Source organism: Salinisphaera sp. C84B14, assembly GCF_040361435.1.
Taxonomy (GTDB): Bacteria; Pseudomonadota; Gammaproteobacteria; order Nevskiales; family Salinisphaeraceae; genus Salinisphaera.
Genome location: NZ_APNL01000006.1, coordinates 13,326 through 30,910, shown reverse-complemented (window position 1 = coordinate 30,910; position 17,585 = coordinate 13,326). Strand labels below are relative to the sequence as shown.

General features: G+C 63.9%; 11 protein-coding genes. 2 read left to right on the top strand and 9 right to left on the bottom strand.

The genetic code is table 11. The features are described from left to right. Positions 1 to 43 precede the first annotated feature (43 nt). The 7 genes from C84B14_RS06525 to C84B14_RS06495 all read right to left on the bottom strand — a co-directional run bounded on the left by C84B14_RS06525 (position 44) and on the right by C84B14_RS06495 (position 12,488). The gene (locus C84B14_RS06525) at positions 44 to 1,396 is read right to left on the bottom strand and encodes a lysine N(6)-hydroxylase/L-ornithine N(5)-oxygenase family protein (protein WP_353222738.1); all 1,353 of its coding nucleotides are present in this window, start codon (positions 1,394 to 1,396) and stop codon (positions 44 to 46) included. Further along, positions 1,389 to 2,993, bottom strand: coding sequence for a pyridoxal phosphate-dependent decarboxylase family protein (locus C84B14_RS06520; protein ID WP_353222736.1), 1,605 nt, complete (start codon positions 2,991 to 2,993; stop codon positions 1,389 to 1,391). The genes C84B14_RS06525 and C84B14_RS06520 overlap by 8 nt, the downstream gene beginning before the upstream one ends. A gap of 130 nt (positions 2,994 to 3,123) precedes the next feature. Then, on the bottom strand, positions 3,124 to 5,445 hold the full coding sequence (locus tag C84B14_RS06515; RefSeq protein ID WP_353222734.1) for a TonB-dependent siderophore receptor: 2,322 nt from the start codon (positions 5,443 to 5,445) through the stop codon (positions 3,124 to 3,126). A gap of 219 nt (positions 5,446 to 5,664) precedes the next feature. Then, entirely contained in the window at positions 5,665 to 6,519 is an 855-nt protein-coding gene (locus tag C84B14_RS06510; RefSeq protein ID WP_353222733.1) for an SDR family oxidoreductase, read from the bottom strand. Positions 6,520 to 6,687: 168 nt separating this feature from the next. After that, positions 6,688 to 10,494: an Ig-like domain-containing domain gene (locus C84B14_RS06505; protein WP_353222731.1), complete on the bottom strand. Its 3,807-nt coding sequence runs from the start codon at positions 10,492 to 10,494 to the stop codon at positions 6,688 to 6,690. Between the two features lie 449 nt (positions 10,495 to 10,943). Next, positions 10,944 to 11,759 carry a thioesterase family protein gene (locus tag C84B14_RS06500; RefSeq protein WP_353222729.1) on the bottom strand — a complete coding sequence of 272 codons (816 nt, stop codon included), beginning with the start codon at positions 11,757 to 11,759 and terminating at the stop codon, positions 10,944 to 10,946. Between the two features lie 72 nt (positions 11,760 to 11,831). After that, positions 11,832 to 12,488, bottom strand: coding sequence for an HAD hydrolase-like protein (locus C84B14_RS06495; RefSeq protein WP_348767711.1), 657 nt, complete (start codon positions 12,486 to 12,488; stop codon positions 11,832 to 11,834). Between the two features lie 90 nt (positions 12,489 to 12,578). Between C84B14_RS06495 and C84B14_RS06490 the strand changes: the two genes are divergently transcribed. Then, a complete protein-coding gene (locus C84B14_RS06490; RefSeq protein WP_502949896.1) occupies positions 12,579 to 12,962 on the top strand; it encodes a septal ring lytic transglycosylase RlpA family protein in 384 nt (127 codons plus the stop codon). Positions 12,963 to 13,235: 273 nt separating this feature from the next. On the opposite strand, the gene C84B14_RS06485 is transcribed toward C84B14_RS06490, so the two are convergent. Both C84B14_RS06485 and C84B14_RS06480 read right to left on the bottom strand, forming a co-directional pair. Next, on the bottom strand, positions 13,236 to 14,894 hold the full coding sequence (locus C84B14_RS06485; RefSeq protein ID WP_353222727.1) for an FAD-binding dehydrogenase: 1,659 nt from the start codon (positions 14,892 to 14,894) through the stop codon (positions 13,236 to 13,238). Positions 14,895 to 15,026: 132 nt separating this feature from the next. Then, a complete protein-coding gene (locus C84B14_RS06480) occupies positions 15,027 to 16,172 on the bottom strand; it encodes an alpha/beta fold hydrolase (protein WP_353222725.1) in 1,146 nt (381 codons plus the stop codon). Between the two features lie 143 nt (positions 16,173 to 16,315). Here C84B14_RS06480 and C84B14_RS06475 point away from each other — a divergent pair, with 143 nt between their 5' ends. Then, positions 16,316 to 17,380, top strand: coding sequence for an aldo/keto reductase (locus tag C84B14_RS06475; RefSeq protein WP_353222723.1), 1,065 nt, complete (start codon positions 16,316 to 16,318; stop codon positions 17,378 to 17,380). The last annotated feature ends 205 nt before the right edge of the window (positions 17,381 to 17,585 follow it).

Below are 17,585 nucleotides of genomic sequence, written 5' to 3'. Positions count from 1 at the left end.
CTTGGTGGAAGTTGAAAGATCGAAGTCGGCCGACGTGCGCCCCTCACGCGGGGGCACGGCGTCGACCTGCGGCCGGCGCGTCGGGCGTATCGACCGCGAAATGCTGGAAGGCGATGCGCTGCTCGATCGGGTAGTGCTCGACGCCGGTCAGCGCCCGCAGGATGCAGGCGTTGCGATAACAGGCCATGCCCAGGTCGGGGGTCACGAAACCGTGGGTATGGATTTCGGCGTTCTGGACGAAAATCTCGGCGTTGTCGTGGTCCACCGCGTAGTAGCGCGACGCGTCGAAGCGCCCCTGGGCATCCCAGCGGATGCGATCGGCAATGCCGTGGATATAGTCCGGCACGCGATAGGCAAAGCCGGTGGCCAGCACCACGCTGTCGCTTTGATGGGTAAAGCCGGCGCCCTGCTCGTGCTGGAAGAAGTCCAGCTCGATGCCACGGCCATCGGCGGTATTGCGAGCAGCGCGTAGCTCCACGTTGGCCTGCAGGCCGACGTCGAGCGTGCCGGCAACATCGCGCTCGTACATGAGATCGTAGATGGCGTTGATCAGCGATTCGTCGATGCCCTTGTAGAGCGCCTTGTGTTCCTCGCCGAGCTTGTGCCGCCGGTGCTCGGACAGGCCATGGAAATAGTCCACATACTCCGGCGAGGTCATTTCCAGGGTGAGCTTGTCGTAGTTCAGCGCAAAGAAGCGCGGCGAGCGGGTGAACCAGTCCAGCCGATAGCCGTGGCGTTCCTGCTCCAGCAGCAGGGCATGAAAGACCTCGGCTGCGCTCTGGCCACTGCCCACCACGGTGATCGAATCGCTGACCTGAAGGCGCTCGCTGGCCGGGCCGAATTCGCAGGCATGGATCGCGTGCTGGCCCAGATCGCGACAGCACTCCGGCACGTACATACTCGGGCCGCTGCCCAGCACCAGCGCCCGGGCGCGCAGCTCGCGGCGCTCGCCGCTGGCGGTGTCCTCGAGGGTGAGCACGTAGCAGGCGTTGGCGTCGTCGTAGTCGGTGGCCACCACCCGCGTGGCGAAGACGAGGTTATCCAGACGCTCGGCGACCCAGCGGCAATACTGGTTGTATTCGGCCCTGAGCATGAAGAAGTTCTCGCGAATATAGAACGCGTAGATCCGCCCGGTGTGCTTGAGGTAGTTGAGAAAGCTGTATTCGCTGGTCGGGTCGGCGAGCGTGACCAGATCGGCCATGAACGGCGTCTGCAGGGTCGCGCCGTCCAGCAGCAGGCCCGGATGCCATTCGAAGCGTTCGTTTTCGTCGATGAAGACGGCGTCGAGGTCGTCGATAGGCGCAGCGAGCGCGGCCAGGCCGAGATTGAACGGGCCGATCCCGATACCGGCCACGTCGTGGATGCGGTTGTCTGGCTTATAGTCTGGCTTATCCATGACGGCGCACCCGTTCGTTTGCGGCTGCGGCCGGCGTCTGGGCAAGCGCTGAAGCCGGTGCCGGCGTGCTGCGCTCGATCGCCATGCCATAGGCCAGAATCAGATCGACGATTTCGCCCATCTGCTCGACCGTGGTGGCCGGATTGAGCAGCGTGAACTTCAGATAGCGACGCCCATCGACCTTGGTGGCCGCGATCATGGCCTCGCCGTCGCGGGCCAGCTGCGAACGAATCGACGCGTTTAGCGCATCCAGCTCGGCTTCGGAGGTGGTCAGGCACGGCCGGTAACGAAACACGATCGTGCTGAGTTCGGGGCGGTGCAACAGTTCCAGCCGCGGCTCGGCAAGCATGAGTTCGTAGGTCGCACGGGCCAGCGCGACCGCGCCATCAAACGCCTCACCGATCGCGCCGGCGCCGATGGTGCGCAGCGTCAGCCAAAGCTTGAGCGCATCGAAACGCTTGGTGGTCTGCAGCGATTTGTTGACCTGGTCGGGCGTGCCGGCAGCCGCTGCTTCGGCCGGATTCAGATAGTCCGCGTGGTGGGTAATCAGGCCCAGGTTGGCGCCATTCTTTACGATGAACGCACTGCAGCTGACCGGCTGGAAGAACGACTTGTGATAATCCACGGTCAGCGAATCGGCGTGTTCGATACCGGCGCACTTGTGACCGTGTTTATTCGAAACCAGCAGGCCGCAACCATAGGCCGCGTCGACGTGCATCCAGAGATGCTCGTTACGACAAACCGCCGCAATCGCGTCCATGTCGTCGATGCTGCCGAAGTCGGTGGTGCCACAGGTAGCGGCCACTGCGATTGGGATATTGCCCGCGGCCCGACAGTCGGCGATCGCGCTCTTCAAGGCCGCGATATCCATCCGCCTGGCTTCGTCGCAGGCCACGCCCACTACCGCATCGTGGCCCAGACCGAGAAGCGCCGCGGCCTTGGACAGGCTGAAATGGCTGACTTCGGACACGAATACCCGCAACTTCGACGCCGCGGCCGGCAGGCCCTGCTTCTGCACGGCGCCATGACCGTATTGGCGTGCGCACCAGGCGTCGCGCATGAGCAGCATGGCCATCAGGTTCGACTGGGTGCCGCCGCTGGTGAAAACGCCGTCGGCGCCCTCGCCCAGACCGGCGCGACCGGCCGTCCAGGCAATGAGCTTTTGTTCGATGAATGTGCCGCCGGCGCTCTGGTCCCAGGTATCCAGCGAGGAGTTGATGGCGCTAAGCACCACCTCGGCCGCGATCGAGGGCACCAGCACCGGACAGTTCAGATGCGCCGCATAGCGCGGATGGTGGAAATACACCGCATGGTCGAGATAGAGCGGGCGCAGCTCGGCCAGTGCATCGGCCATGTCGCCGCTGGGCTGGTCCAGATCCACGGCTTCGAAATCGGGCGCGAGTTCGCTGGGGCTGACCCCGCTATGCACCTGCCTGGCGCGCCGCACGGCGGCCGCGACCGCATCGGTGGCCTGCTCGACCTGATCGCGATAGAGGTCGAGATTGTGTTCGTTGAATAACTGCGCCCGGCGGGCGATATCGGCGAAGTCCTCGGGTGTGTCGGCTTGCCGGGTTGCGGCTTCGTTCGAGGTGCGCATGGCGCGGCCCTCCGTGTCGAGATAAAAACGCACTGCGTTCGTACACGCCCGTGCACGAACTCCTTCCCCTCGCTTTTATTTCGATGCGTCGGCGGCCCGTCGCTCTCGCGACGGGCCGAACGCGTTTTTTCTAGAACTGATAATCCAGCGTGGCAATCACCTCGCGGGCATAGCCGTAGTAGCAGTTGTTGGTGCTGAAGCAGGCCTCGACATATTCCTTGTCGAACACGTTGTTGGCATTCAGCCGCAGGGTGGCGCCGTCCAGCGACGGCGCGAACTCGCCCAGCTTCACGCTGACCATGGCGTCGGCCAGGGTGTAATCCGGCACTTCCACGGTGTTCGCGGCATCGGCATAGCTTTCGCCGACATAACGTACGCCAGCGCCCACATCGATGGCGGAAGTCAGGTCGTATTTCGCCCAGGCCGAGGCCAGCTGATCCGGCGTACGGGTGAAGGTATTGCCGGCGATTACGCCCTGATCGGGGAAGTTGTCCTGATATTCAACATCGCTGTTCGAGTAGGACGCGATCACGTTGAGCCGGTCGGTAATATCGGCGCGTGCGGATAACTCGATGCCTTTCGATTCGACATCGCCTACGCTGTCAAAGCGTGCCGGTCTCACACCGAATCGCTGCAACACGTTCTCCTGGGTCAGGTTGTAGACGGCCAGCGTAAACATGGCGTCGACACCCGGCGGCTGGTACTTCAGGCCGGCTTCATACTGATGGCTCTTGACCGGCGGTGCGACCTCGCCGCTGGCATCGCCATCGGCATCGGTATACGCGGTCGGATTGAAGCCCTCGCTGTAGGAAACATAAGGCGACAGACCGAAACGGGATTGATAGAGCAACGCGGCACGGCCGGTAAACGCGTCATCGCTACGATCAGCACGGTCACCGGTCGTGCCGTTGGTGTATTCGCGCTTGAGGTAATCCTGGCGACCGCCGAGTACGAGATGGAAGCGGTTCCATTCCATCTGGTCCTGCAGATAGAAGCCCACCTGGCGAGTCTTTCGGTCGTTGGGCGCCAGCAGGCTGTCATCGTCGAGAATCGGATTACCGCCGTAGTCGGGGTCGAACGGATCCAACGGGGTCGCCTGGAAGCCGCCCGCATACCGTACCGTGTTGTCGCGCTCCTCGTAGCCAAAGCCGACGACCATGCGATGTTCGATATCGCCGGTATCGAATTCCACTTCACCGTAATTATCGAAACTCAGGGATTTGAGATTTTCTTCGGCACGGGAATAAAACCGCGTGAGCGTGGCCGGCGCATCGGTCGTGTCCGGCGTGAACCCGTTCTGGTAGACCTGCTTGAGCGAGGTATCGACGTCCGCGTAGCGGCCTTTCGAGGTCAGGGTGACGTTGCCGTTGACCTCGTGGTCGAGCTGATACGAGAACAGGTTGATATCGCGGTCGAAATCTTCGTAGTTGCGTGCGCTGTCGACCCATTCGTCGTCCACCGTGCGGCCGAAGCGGTCATCCTTCACGCTGATGTCGTAGGGCACGGAACCGTGGAAGCCGCCTTCCGGGTCGCGCTGGACATAGGCCTGCAGCAGCAGCGACGTATCGTCGGCCAGATTGAAGCTGACCTGCGGCATGATCGTGAAGCGTTCGCGCTCGACCACGTCGTACTGCGTATCGCTGGTCTCGCCGCTGACGGTCACGCGATAGTTGCCGATCTCGGGGTTCGGCAACGGCCCGGTCAGATCCAGTCCGGCACCGTAGGTGCCAAAGCTGCCGCCATAGACGCTGACCATTCGTCGCTGCTCATCGAGCGGTTTCTTGGTCACGTAATTGACCAGCCCGCCCGGTTGCGCGAGACCGTAGAGCGCCGACAGCGCGCCCTTGATTACGTCGATACGCTCGATGAAGAACGGGTCGATCTGAATATTTGAATAGCCACCCGGATCATTGGCAAGGCGCAGCCCGTCCATGAAGGTGTTGTTCACGTCGCCGCCCGGGAAGCCGCGCAGCGCGATGGTGGTCTGTCGCGACGAGGAACCGGCCAGCCCGGTGAACACGCCCGGCGTATAGCGCAGCGCGTTGTTCACAGTGCGCGCGCCCTGGTCTTCGACCTGCTCACGCGGCACGACATCGATGGCCTGCGGCGTGGTAATCAGCGGCGTGTCCGTCTTGGTGGCGGCGCGCGTGGCATCGGCCGAATAACCGACCGTTGGCGCGTCCGCGCTGTTGATTGCCTCGCCCTCCACCATCAGCGGTGCCAGCGTCTGCGACCCCAGGCGCTCGTTGCGCTCGCGTTCCGGTGACGCACCCGCATCGATCATCGGCAGCGATTCCGTCTGCGGGTCGCCCGATGCGCCCTCGGCGGCTTGCGCCAGCGCAATCGACGGCAACCACGACATGCTCAAACCCAGCGCGCTGCACACCGCAATACGTGTCCACACGCGACTGTTCAAGCGCTCACGCGCCCCATTGAATTCAAACTTGGACATCCCCCACCTGCTCCCTGACGAAATGAACACGGACCCCGTGCCAGCGATACGACACGAATTGTAATGAGAATGATTTTCATTTATAAATTGATCGACGTCAATTCCTTTGACCCATAAGGCACGCATAAAAAACCCGGCACCGCTTTTCGCGAGCGCCGGGCTTGGTTTGTATCGCGGCGACGAATACGGGCAGACCCGCCTTCGTCGAGCGCCTGGCCGTCAGGTATTGAGGATCACGCCGCCGTTGAGGTGAAGCGTCTGGCCACTCATGTAGGACGACTCCTCGCTGGCGAGATAAACATAGGCAGGGCCGATTTCGCTGGGCTGGGCGGCACGGTCCATGGGCACCTGGCCGCCGAAATGCGCGGTCTTTTCGGCATCGAAACTGGCCGGTATCAGCGGCGTCCAGACCGGGCCGGGGGCGACCGCGTTAACGCGGATACCGCGGCCCACCAGCGACTGTGCCAGCGAGCGTACCAGCCCCTGAATCGCACCCTTGGTGGCGGAATAGTCGATGAGCGTGTCGTTGCCCTTGAAGGCATTGACCGAGGAGGTGGCAATAATCGTATCGCCCTCGCCCATCTGTGCCGACAGCGCCTTGCACAGATAGAAATGACTGAAGATGTTGGTTCGAAACGTGCGCTCGAGCTGGTCGTCCGGAATTTCGGTGATGTCGTCCCAGTCGTACTGCTCGGCTGCGTTGTTGACCAGAATATTCACGCGCCCGAACGCCGCGAGCACCTCGTCGGCGAGCTGATAGCAGAACGTCGCCTCGCCCACGTCACCGGCATACACCTCGCAGCGCGCGCCGCGGGCCTCCACCAGGCGTTTCGTCTCGGCTGCGTCGTCGTGCTCTTCAAGATGCACGATCGCCACGTCGGCGCCCTCGGCGGCGTAATGTACCGCCACCGCACGGCCAATGCCGCTGTCGCCGCCGGTAATGAGGGCGACCCGGCCCTTGAGCCGGTCACTGGCACGATAGCTGTCGCGAATATATTCCGGCTCCGGGCGCATGGCCGATTCGTCGCCGGGCTGTTCGGACTGGGATTGCTTGGGTTGTTTCTGATCGCTCATGGCGGCAGAACTCCTCGGGGAATAAACGCCCCGACTCTAGTTCTGGCGCTCGGCTGCAACCATCCGGTTTAATGCCGAGACCACGGCACGAGCGGCCGCCCTGCGGACAAGCCCCGGCCAGGAACACGATCCCCGGCGCCGTTTGACCGGCGCCGGGGTCGGTGCCGGTCAGCGTGTCGGAAACACGCTGCCGCCGTGGATCGACGGCCCGGCCAGCTGGAAGTTCAAAAGACCGCTATCCACCCGGGCTTTGGCCGGCAGCAGACCCAGCGCGGTCGCCGACAGCTCGAAGGCGTTGGTGTTTATGACCGAAATCACCAGACGCCCATTCTGCTGGAAGCTGACCGGGCCGAACACGTTCACGTCGATCGCCTGCTGGGCGAGCGCGATACCCTGCCCATCCGGCGCGTTCGCGGTCAGCTGCAGCGCGGCGGCAAAACAGGGCGCGTAGTCGTAGCGCTGGCCGCTGATCGTGCCCTGGCAACGCTCGACGATATAGCCGGTCTGCGGCCGAATCCGGCCGGTGCCCGGCAACGGCTGATAGCGCAACAGAATGCGCCCGGTCTGCAGTTCGGCATTGGGGATTCCGATCAGATCCTCGAGAACGAGATCCACGATTTCGCGCACGAGCGTGCTGTCTTCGATCGCGTCGCCGGCATCGCCGAGCAGATCGGCCAGGGAGCGGCCGATATCGATGTTATCGAACAGGTCGCGGAAATCCCGGTCCAGCACGCTGCCGTTGGGCAGCAGGTCAAGCAGGCGACCGCGCGGGTTGAGGATATTGTCGAAATCCAGCGAGCCATCCGCCATATCGCCGTCGAGCACGCCGACGACCGCCGTCGACAGCCGATCCACGATCTCCTGCATCTCGGCGGGGGATCGGGTGGCCTGCAAGGTGGCCATCGACTGCACGCGCCCCTGCTCGTCGACCAGCCCCAGTTCGTCGATAAGTTGTTCGATCGCGTTGCCCACGATACTGACGAGCTGTTCGCTACCGAGCGTGAGTCCGGTCAGATCCGTGAAGCCGCCGGGCGGCAACGATACCGGCACGCAGCTCGACGATGTGGCCACCGGGCTCTGGGTGTCGTCCACGACGTTGGTCAGGGAACTGGCACAGCTAGCTACAGCCGGGCCGATGACCACCGGCCGGCCCTGCGACAGATAGGCGTTGAAGCGATCCTCGGTCGGCGTGGCCGAGATCGGAATACCCAGCGATGTGAGCAGGATCTGGGCGCGATTGCCGGGCTGCTCTATCTCGCCCGTGTCGAACTGGCCGTTGCCGTTGCTGTCGGCGGCCGGCAGCGTGTCGAACGTCGCGTAGTAATCCTCGCTGGGTGTCGTCGCCTCGAAGGGCATGACGATTGCGGGACCTCCCGCGGCGTCACCGGCCGCCGAAGCGGTCGACGAGCCCGAACCGGTCAGCGGATCGGTATTGAGCGCGTAGCCGTCCACGTCCACGACGGTCGAGCGGCAGTTGTCGCCGCTACCGCAGATCACCAGCGCGTAATACGAGCCCACGCTAAGCGCCTGACTCGGCCGTACGCTGAAACCGTTGACCAGCTCGGCGTCGCCCTCGGCGAACGCCAGAGCCGCGTCCACCACGCCCAGGCACTGGCCCGCCTCGCTCATGCGCTGCAGGGCAACCGTGGCCGCGCTGCTGGCACTGGGGCCGGCGCCGGCCAGACAGCCGTCGGCGAGCACCACGCTGTCACGACGTACCGGCTTGGAAAACCCGGCCTCGATGGCCTTGTTGGCCGGGAACACGAAGATGCCGAGATCCGAACCGCTATCGCCCACGCAACGCCCGCTGGTGCCGGACGCATCGCCGCCGGTCAGGGCACAGGGCAGGCCCGGCGTGAGCGTGGCGACATAGGCCGGCGCAGGACTGGTGTCCACACGCGGTGCGGTGGTGAAACGAATACGCCCGGTCGAGCCCGTGCCGTTATCGAGGATCAGCGTATTGTCGGCGAAATCGCGTACCCGATCGCTACCTTCGTTGAGACGAATCTCGTACTCGGTCGCCGGCTCGAGCGGCGCAACCGGATCGATGACGATCGAAAAACCTTCCGTTCGATAGTTCGCTTCGATCTGACGGCCATCGCCGAACAAGGCCACGCTATCGGCATTCACCGACCGCGGCTGTACCGGCGAGTCGAGCAGCAGCGTCGGACTGTCCTGCACCGGGAAACTGTTGAGCGCGGACGCGCCGGCAATACCGGTACAGGCGCTCTCGTCGAACGACGTGGCCGCGAGCGGGCCCGATGCCGCAAAGCCCGGATTGCCGAACGCATACAGGCAGGCGCTGGGCGAACGCGCGATCAGGCGCGGCGGCGTTTCGTCGGGCACGACCTGGTCGCGCGGAAACAGCGGATTGTTGGTCAGCAGCTTGAGCGCCAGGGTCAGCTCGAAGTCGACATTGGCCTCGTCGGTGCGATTGACCGTAATGGGGAACGAGCCGATGGTCGCGATATCGATATCGCCGTCGAGCTGGGGTATCGCAAGCCCGGCCGCCTGCACGTTGAGCACGGTCTGATTGATCACGCCGTTGGCGAGCACGCTGCGGGCATATTCCTGGAACGCGCTGGTCCCCGGCTGGCCGGCCGCGGCCTTGAGCAGCGATCCCAGCGCGACGTCGAAGCGCAGCCGTACGGCGATCGGCGCTTCGATGTTGGGGAATTCGTTGCCCATGATCGATACGTTGACGTCGCTGATGAAGTTGACGTCGATCGGCCCGCTCGGGTTGATGGGCGTGGGCACTTCGCCGCCCAGGGCCAGACGCAGCCCGGTGGTCTTGAACGACTGGCCGGCCCGGATCGTGCCCGGTATCGACGAGTCGAGGCCGTCGAGGGTGGGCAGCGCAATGGTGGCTTTCAGCACGTTCTGAATGCCGCGGTAGTCCGGATCGGCGACGTCGTTGGCGCTGACCACCGGCAACAGATTTCTGCCGACCAGTTGTGAACCCAGCGAGACGGCATTCACCGCCCGGCCGTTGAGCACGTTGTCGGGCAGATTGGCGGCATCGGCCGCGGTCGGGGTAATCAGCAAGTTGGTATCGAGCGTGTTGTACGCCGGATTGTCGAGAATGCCGCCGCCCACCGCACGCACGCGGCGGTTCACCGAACCGCTGGCCAGGGCATTGCCGAACACCGAGCGGATATCCGACGTCCAGCTGATCTTGTAATCGCCGCCTTCAAGGTCGTTGACCGGATCGAACACGATATAGCGACCGAGGGCGGTGACGTTCGCCGGGGTAACGACGCCCGACGGGCCGCGCACGATAAAGCTATCGGCCGTAACCGTGGCCGGATCCACCGGTTCGGACAGCACCACGCGAATCGGATTGAAGCCTACGAATACCGAGGTGGTCTCGAGCTGGGCGTTGTATTCGCCCGGCGTGACTTCCTGAACCTTGAAGCCGCTCTCCGCCGGCCGCGAGCCGTCGGGCCGCGTGGTGAACCCGTACAGCACGTTGCCCGGGTTGAATCCGGTATAACCGCCGTCCTGCCAGCCGCCGTCCAGGCGCTTGGTCGCGACAACGCGATACTGGGTATCCGGCTTGAGCGGCCCCTGGGTTTCGATTCTGAGAATACGCGGCTGATTGTCGTCGCGAACGACGGTGAGCGCCGGGCCGATACGCCGACCGGCGGCGTCCCGCAGCTCCAGCGAATCGCGCGAGGCATCGGGCAGATCGCTGGCGAATTTCACCACCAGCTGGCTGTTCAGCGGCACATCGGTCTGGCCGTTGTACGGGAACGTGAAGGCCAGGCCACGCGGCATGATGGAATGCAGCGTTTCGGCATCGCTGCGAGCGCTGGCACCGCCTGCGGTGATCGGGCTGGTCGATGACGAACCCGAGCCGCCACCGTCATCACTTCCGCCGCCGCTGCCGCCACAGCCGGCCACACTCAGACCCAGCAGCAATGCTATGCATAGCCGGCTGCCACTCGTACGTTTCGCAAACCCGATGATCGCCATGGTCCCCTCCCCGTTATTGTTTTCGCCTTACGCCGGTCGCCGATGACGACCGCCGCGCAAGCGCCCCAGGAGGCTGTATTTACTAAATGCCGAGCGCGGCGCGCAACCGCAATCCATGGCAATTCAAGGCCTGCCGCCGCGCGTGTGCGGCAAGCTACTGAAACAGTGAAAATTATTATTTTCTCAACTGGCCAACATTAATCTGCTTATGGGCCGATAGAGTCCTGTTGGCCGCCGCACGAGGCGATTACTGCGCAAACGCCAGCATCCCGGCAGCGGCCCAACCTAGCGCGTGTCCGCACCAGACATGATGTGCTATTGCACGCAGGGTCGATGACCAGGCCCTGGCGATCCGGCGTTATCGCTCGTGCGGCATGCCCATGCCGCACTCGCGATGCCTTGCTACCGCCTGGTCATCGGTGCGCGGCCTTAATGTTGTGGCCACCGCCCTACGCAAAGATCGCGACATTCTGGCGCCCGACAATCACCGGCTTGCCGGCGCTGTTCCATACATGCATGGCCTGGGAGGAGTAACCGTCGGCGCTGTGATTGGCCACGCTCTGGCTCAGCCACCAGCCGTCCTCGGTTGCCGGGTCGTCGTCAAGCACGTCGAACATCCAGGTCATGGTGCTGATCGGCGCGATTTCGGAGAAACTGGCCATCGCGGCCGGCGGTAGTGCATCGGCCAGCGCCGCCAGGCCAACCACTACCGGCGCGATCTCGCGGTCGCGGTGACGAATCCAGACGACATATCGTGGATCGTCGGATTGGGTGACCGGCATCGAGCCACCGGCGAAACGGCCTTCGAAATGCTGGGTGAAATTGGGCGCGGTCTGCCCGGGGCGCTGAAAGAACGAGTCGCAGGCATCGGGCGTGGCGACTGCGGGCGCATCGAGATGCGCATGGGCAACCCGCGAATCCCGTGCCTTGCCGAAACAGAAGGTGGCACGAGCCGCCATCTTGTCGTCGCTGAGCATATCCACGGTGATGAACGCGGTGGACTTGCCTTGCCGCACCACGACCGGGCGCAGGGTGACATCCGGGCCGGCCGGGCCGATGAAACTCAGCAGTGCGCTACGCAGCGGCGGCAGCTCCGAGCCGTGCTGGTCGTAGATCGACTGCAGGCACAGCGCGGCGGTCAAACCACCATAGATAGCGCGCCCCTGCAGCCAGTCATCCGGCACATGCACATGGCATATGTCGTTCTCGCAGGTCATGCTGGCCAGCAGCTGCGACAGCGGCGTGCGCGTATCGGCATCGGTCATCTTCGTAATCCTTGTGAATACAAAGCATGAAGACTAGCGCAATACGCCGGCGTATGGGCAAATGACGGCCCCTCAGGCACGACAGGCGAGCAACGTCTGCTGCAGGTCGGCCAGCGTGGGAAAATAATAGTCGGGGTCTTCGGCCACGAGTTCCTCACGGCTGCCGTAGCCGTAGCCGACCGCTGCGTTTGCCACCCCGTTGTGGCGCGCCCCGATCAGATCGAAGCAGCGGTCGCCGATCATCAGCGCATCGGTCGGGTCGATGCCCTCTTCGCGCAGAATATGCGCGATCAGGGCGTGTTTTTCGGTTCGCAGGCCGTCGAGTTCGCTACCGTAAACGCTGCAGAAATAGCGATCCAGTTCGAAATGCTGCACGATCGGGCGGGCATAGAACCACGGCTTGGAAGTGGCCACGAACAGCTGTCGGCCGCTGCTCTTGAGGGCGCAAAGCAGTTCCACGATCCCTTCGTAGAGGACGTTCTCAAACATGCCGATACGCCCGAAACGCACACGGTAGTCGTCCACCGCGGCCTGTGCCTGCTCGGCGCTGAAACCATAGAACTCGATGAACGACTGCTTGAGCGGCGGCCCGATGAAACATTCCAGCCGGCCCAGATCGTCGACCTGAACCCCCTGGCGCGACAACGCATACTGTACGCAGCGGGTGATGCCTTCACGCGGATCCGTCAGCGTGCCGTCCAGATCGAACAGCAAAACCTTGTGACGCATAATTCAAACTCTCCTACCCTCGCACCTCATGATCGACCATGCGCGCCGCCCCCCAAACGGCGCCTGTACGGGATATGCAAGAACCCGGCCGTGTCGCGACGCTGGGCGCCGATCAGCCTTATTGTCGCGTGCGTTACCGCCCTGTTGCTCAGTGGTTGCGCCGGCCTGCGCACGCCAGGCGGCGTCTATCAACGCGGCGAGGCCGCCTATTATGCGAGCAGCTTCGACGGCCGCCGTACCGCGAGCGGTGACCGCTTCGATTCGAGGCGCCTGACCGCGGCCCATCGACGCCTGCCCTTCGGCAGTCGCGTCGAAGTCACCAACGAGAACAACGGCCGCAGCGTTATCGTGACCATCAACGACCGCGGACCCTATACGCGCGGGCGCATCATCGACCTGTCGCGTCGCGCGGCCGAAAAGATCGACATGATTCGTAGCGGCGTCGCACCTGTGACGCTACGCGTGCTGGACTAGGGAAGCTCTGAATAACCTCTCGCGGTTCGCGTTCGAGTCCTCACAGACGGTGCGGCAAGGCGTCCGAGCGAAGCGCCTGCCTCATTGGCAGGTCAAGCTCGGCAACGCAGTCGCGGCGTCTGTGAGGCCGAACCCCTTCGGGGCCGGGGCTTTGCGCGCGCTTGATCGGCGTCAGTGTTCGCTACCGTGCAGCAAGCACGCTACGCTCTCACTTCCTTGTCAATCGCGCGCAAAGCACGCCGGCGCGACCGCGACAGGTTATTCAGAGCTTCCCTAGATCTGGGCGGCCGCATGCCGGCCCGCACAGCGCCCGGAATAGATACAGCCGCCAAGAAACGTGCCTTCCAGCGCGTTATAGCCGTGATAGCCGCCGCCACCGAAACCCGCCACCTCACCTGCGGCATACAGGCCGGCAATCGGCTCGCCCGCCGCATCGAGCACCTGGCCGTTCAGATTGGTATGCAGCCCGCCCAGCGTCTTGCGGGTGAGGATATGCAGGCGTACCGCGATCAGCGGGCCGTTGGCAGGATCGAGCATCTTGTGCGGCGTGGCGGTACGAAACAGCTTGTCGCCGAGGTACTTGCGCGCGCCGTGAATGGCGGTGACCTGCGCGTCCTTTGAATAGGCGTTGTCGATCTGGGCATCGCGGGCGACGATCTGGGCTTCGAGCGTGGCGCGATCGACCAACTCGTTGCCGGCCAGCCGGTTCATACCGGCGACCAGCGCGTCGAGGTTGTCGGCCACGACGAAGTCCTCGCCGTGCTGTTTGAAGGCCTCGACCGGCGGCGGCGCGCCTTTTGACAGCCGGCTCTTGAGCACTTCGCGCCACTGCTGCGAGGTCATGTCCGGATTCTGTTCCGAGCCGGACAGCGCGAACTCTTTTTCGATGATCTTCTGGGTGAGCACGAACCAGGAATAGTCGTGGCCGGTCGCCAGAATCTCGCGCAGCGTCGACAGCGTATCGAAGCCCGGCAAGCACGGCGCCGGCAGACGCCGCCCCGTGGCATCGAACCACAGTGAGGACGGTCCCGGGATGATGCGAATGCCGTGCATGGGCCAGATCGGGTCCCAGTTCTTGATGCCTTCCGTGTAGTGCCACATGCGATCGCTGTTGATGATCGCCGCCCCCGCGTCGTGCGTAATATCCAGCATGCGTCCGTCCACGTGATGGGGCACGCCCGAAATCATGTGTGCGGGGGCGGGTCCGAGCCGCTCGACCGGCCAGTTCGCACGCACGCGATCATGATTGCCGCCGATACCGCCGGCCGTGACCAGCACCGCCCCTGCGCTGAATTCGAACTCGCCCGCGATATCGCGGCTGGATTGCTGGCCGCGCTCGACCGTGCTCGGCGCAAGAATCTCGCCGGCCACGCCGGTCGCGGCACCGTCGGTCATCACCACGCGGCTGACCTGGTGGCGACACTTGAGGGTGATACGCCCCGTAGCCATATGTTCGCGTACGCGTCGCTCGAACGGAGCGACCGTGCCCGGACCGGTGCCCCAGGTCAGATGGAAACGCGGCACCGAGTTGCCGTGTCCGTTGGCCAGCGAACCGCCGCGCTCGGCCCAACCCACGACCGGAAACCAGCGCATGCCCTGCTCGTACAGCCAGGGCCGCATTTCGCCGGCGGCGAATTCGATGAAGGCTTCGGCGACCTTGCGCGGCCAGTAATCCTCGTCGCGATCGAAACCGGCTGAACCCAACCAATCGTTGAGGGCGAGTTCCGGGCTGTCCTTGATGCGCATGCGCCGCTGTTCGGGCGTATCGATCATGAACAACCCGCCGAGCGACCAGAAGGCTTGGCCGCCGACCGAATTCTCGCCTTCCTGTTCGACGATGAGCACCGACTTGCCGGCATCGGCCAGCTCAGCGGCTGCGACCAGCCCGGCCAGGCCCGCGCCAACCACGATACTGTCTGCTCTTTGAGTCATCCGCTGCTCCTCGTCGCACAGGCCCGTGTTACACGCGCGATCGAAATCGCTGTTGTGCATTCGAGTGTAGCCACCCGGCCCATAGGCGGCCAGTCGATTGCGCCCGGCCGGCCCGCGTCGGGCGCGGCGTCGTCAATCCCGGGCGATCAGCCAGTCAGCGATCTCGCCCCAGGTTTCGGTCAACGCGGTTTCGCTGGACACGATGCCGACATGACCGCCGCGGATGGTACGGCAGGTTACATCGTCGCTGGCCACGAATTTCGTCATCGCCTGACTGCAGGACGGCGTAACGATCGGATCGCCGCGGCCGCTTATATTGAGAATCGGCGCCTGCACGTTCGACAGATCAGCCGGCGGATCGGACATGGGCAGACGCCCCTCGCCCAGCACGTTGTCGATCCACAGATAATCGATGAAGTCGGCCACTACGCCGCCCGGGTAAGCCACCATGTCGTCCAGAAACGCGGCGTTGGTCGCATGGTTGCTCACATACGCCTCGTCATGGAGATTCGCCGCCAGCCCGGCATAGCTGCGAACCGCTGCCATCGGGCTGGTGGCCTTGAACACCAGCGAATTGAGCACGCCGGGCGAGCGCAGCAGCGTCGGCGGTATGTGGTGGGCGGTCAGCCCGGTCTTGTCGTGCGTCCAGTGGCCGGCACGGGCGAGCGCCTTGTAGCGTTCACCGAGCACGCCGTTGTCGTGATAGTCCACGGGCGCGCCCACCAGCACCAGGTTGGCGATACCTTCTGGCGCGATCGCCGCATGGCACAGGCTGAACAGCCCGCCGAAGCTCCAGCCGTGCAGGTTCAGGCGCTCTACCCCGCTGTGTGCGCGCACGCGATCGAGGGCAGCCGGCAGGAGGCGATCGAAATAATCCGCCAGCTGCAGATCATCCTGGGCACGGCGGGGCCGGCCCCAGTCGACCAGATACAGCTCGAAGCCGCGGGCGCGCAGATACCGCACAAGGCTGCGCTCGGGAAACAGGTCGTAGATGAGCATGTTCACGGCGAGCGGCGGCACGATCACCAACGGCGTGCGCTGGGTCGTTTTCGCGACCTCGACGCGGCTGCCGTCGGCCAGCTCGATTTCGCTTTCCGCAAGCGGCGGGTAATAGCGCAGCGACACCAGGCCATCGTCATGGAGGACGTCGAACGGGGTTTGGCCTGCCTGCACCAGCGCCTGCCGATCGAAAACGCGCTGGCGCAGATGCCGCAGGCGGGCGCGACTGCGGGCGAGTTCGCGGCCGACACGGTCGCGGGTGGCGGATAGCAGGGACATGGACGTAACGCCTCGATCTCGAAGGAGGCCGAAGTCTAGGCGATTCTGCTGCGCCGCAACAACTCGATAACGAAGCAGAAATCGGGTTTGAAACCCGGCTCGTCATACCAAACTTCAGCTTACATCTATAGACGGAGCCCGCCATGCAGTACCGCACCCTCGGCAACAGCGGCCTGAAAATCTCCAAGCTCACCCTCGGCACCATGACCTTCGGCGGCGAAGGCTTCATGTCCAAGCTGGGCAACACCGGCGTCGATGAAGCCCGCCGGCTCATCGACATGAGCATCGATCACGGCGTCAATCTTTTCGATACCGCCAATATGTATTCGGCCGGCGTCTCCGAGGAAATCCTCGGCAAGGCGCTGGGCGACAAGCGCAACGACGTACTCGTGACCACCAAGGTGCGTTTTCCCATGGGCGACGGGCCCAACGAAGGGGGCCTGTCGCGCCTGCATATCCGCGAACAGGTCGAAGCCAGCCTCAAGCGGCTGAATACCGAGCATATCGATCTCTACCAGCTGCATATGTGGGACGGCACCACGCCGCTGGAAGAGACGCTGCAGCTCATGGACACGCTCGTCGGCCACGGCAAGATCCGTTACTACGGCACCTCCAACTTCTCGGCCTGGCATGCGATGAAGGTGATGCAGGTTTGCGAACGCGAGGGCTTTACCAAGCCGATCAGCCAGCAGATTCACTACACGCCGCAGGCGCGTGAAGCCGAATACGAGCTCATGCCCATGGCCCACGATGCCGGCCTGGGCACCATGATCTGGAGCCCGCTGGCAGGCGGTCTGCTCTCGGGCAAGTATCGCCGCGACAAGGATGCGCCCGAAGGCACGCGCTTTTCCGAAGGCTGGCAGGAACCGCCGATCCACGACGAAAAACGGCTGTTCGACCTGATCGAAACCCTGGTCGAGGTCGGCGATGCCCACGGCGTATCCGCTGCCCAGGTGGCACTGGCCTGGATCACCGAACGCCCCGGCGTTACCACGGCGGTGATCGGCGCCCGCAAGGCCCACCAGCTGGAAGACAACCTCGCCAGCGCACAGCTCGAACTGAGCGCCGACGAGCATGCAGCGATCGAACGCGTGAGCCGGCCGCAGCTGATCTACCCGTACTGGCACCAGGCCATGGCCGCCAGCGACCGCTTCGGCGCGGCCGACTGGGTGCTGCATGCCGATCACGCCGAGGATTATCAGAAGTGATAGTCGGTAGACTCGCCTGAGGATCGGCCGTGAATTACGGCCGACAGACTGCCCCGCGGCATGGGAACGTGCCGTGGGGTTTTTTGTTTCAGTCACCGTCTCGGAGCGGGATGCTCGCCGCACGTTCCCCATCGACGCTGAGTTCAAGCTGAGATGGGTTTTCCTCGCTGCGCCGCGGGAAAAATTCGAGCAATGGGTCAAGGCT

Coding starts and splice junctions, on each gene's coding strand:
- C84B14_RS06480 (WP_353222725.1), bottom strand. CDS start 16,172: ATGTCCCTGCTATCCGCCACCCGCGACCGTGTCGGCCGCGAACTCGCC.
- C84B14_RS06520 (WP_353222736.1), bottom strand. CDS start 2,993: ATGCGCACCTCGAACGAAGCCGCAACCCGGCAAGCCGACACACCCGAG.
- C84B14_RS06495 (WP_348767711.1), bottom strand. CDS start 12,488: ATGCGTCACAAGGTTTTGCTGTTCGATCTGGACGGCACGCTGACGGAT.
- C84B14_RS06500 (WP_353222729.1), bottom strand. CDS start 11,759: ATGACCGATGCCGATACGCGCACGCCGCTGTCGCAGCTGCTGGCCAGC.
- C84B14_RS06475 (WP_353222723.1), top strand. CDS start 16,316: ATGCAGTACCGCACCCTCGGCAACAGCGGCCTGAAAATCTCCAAGCTC.
- C84B14_RS06510 (WP_353222733.1), bottom strand. CDS start 6,519: ATGAGCGATCAGAAACAACCCAAGCAATCCCAGTCCGAACAGCCCGGC.
- C84B14_RS06505 (WP_353222731.1), bottom strand. CDS start 10,494: ATGGCGATCATCGGGTTTGCGAAACGTACGAGTGGCAGCCGGCTATGC.
- C84B14_RS06515 (WP_353222734.1), bottom strand. CDS start 5,445: ATGTCCAAGTTTGAATTCAATGGGGCGCGTGAGCGCTTGAACAGTCGC.
- C84B14_RS06485 (WP_353222727.1), bottom strand. CDS start 14,894: ATGACTCAAAGAGCAGACAGTATCGTGGTTGGCGCGGGCCTGGCCGGG.
- C84B14_RS06525 (WP_353222738.1), bottom strand. CDS start 1,396: ATGGATAAGCCAGACTATAAGCCAGACAACCGCATCCACGACGTGGCC.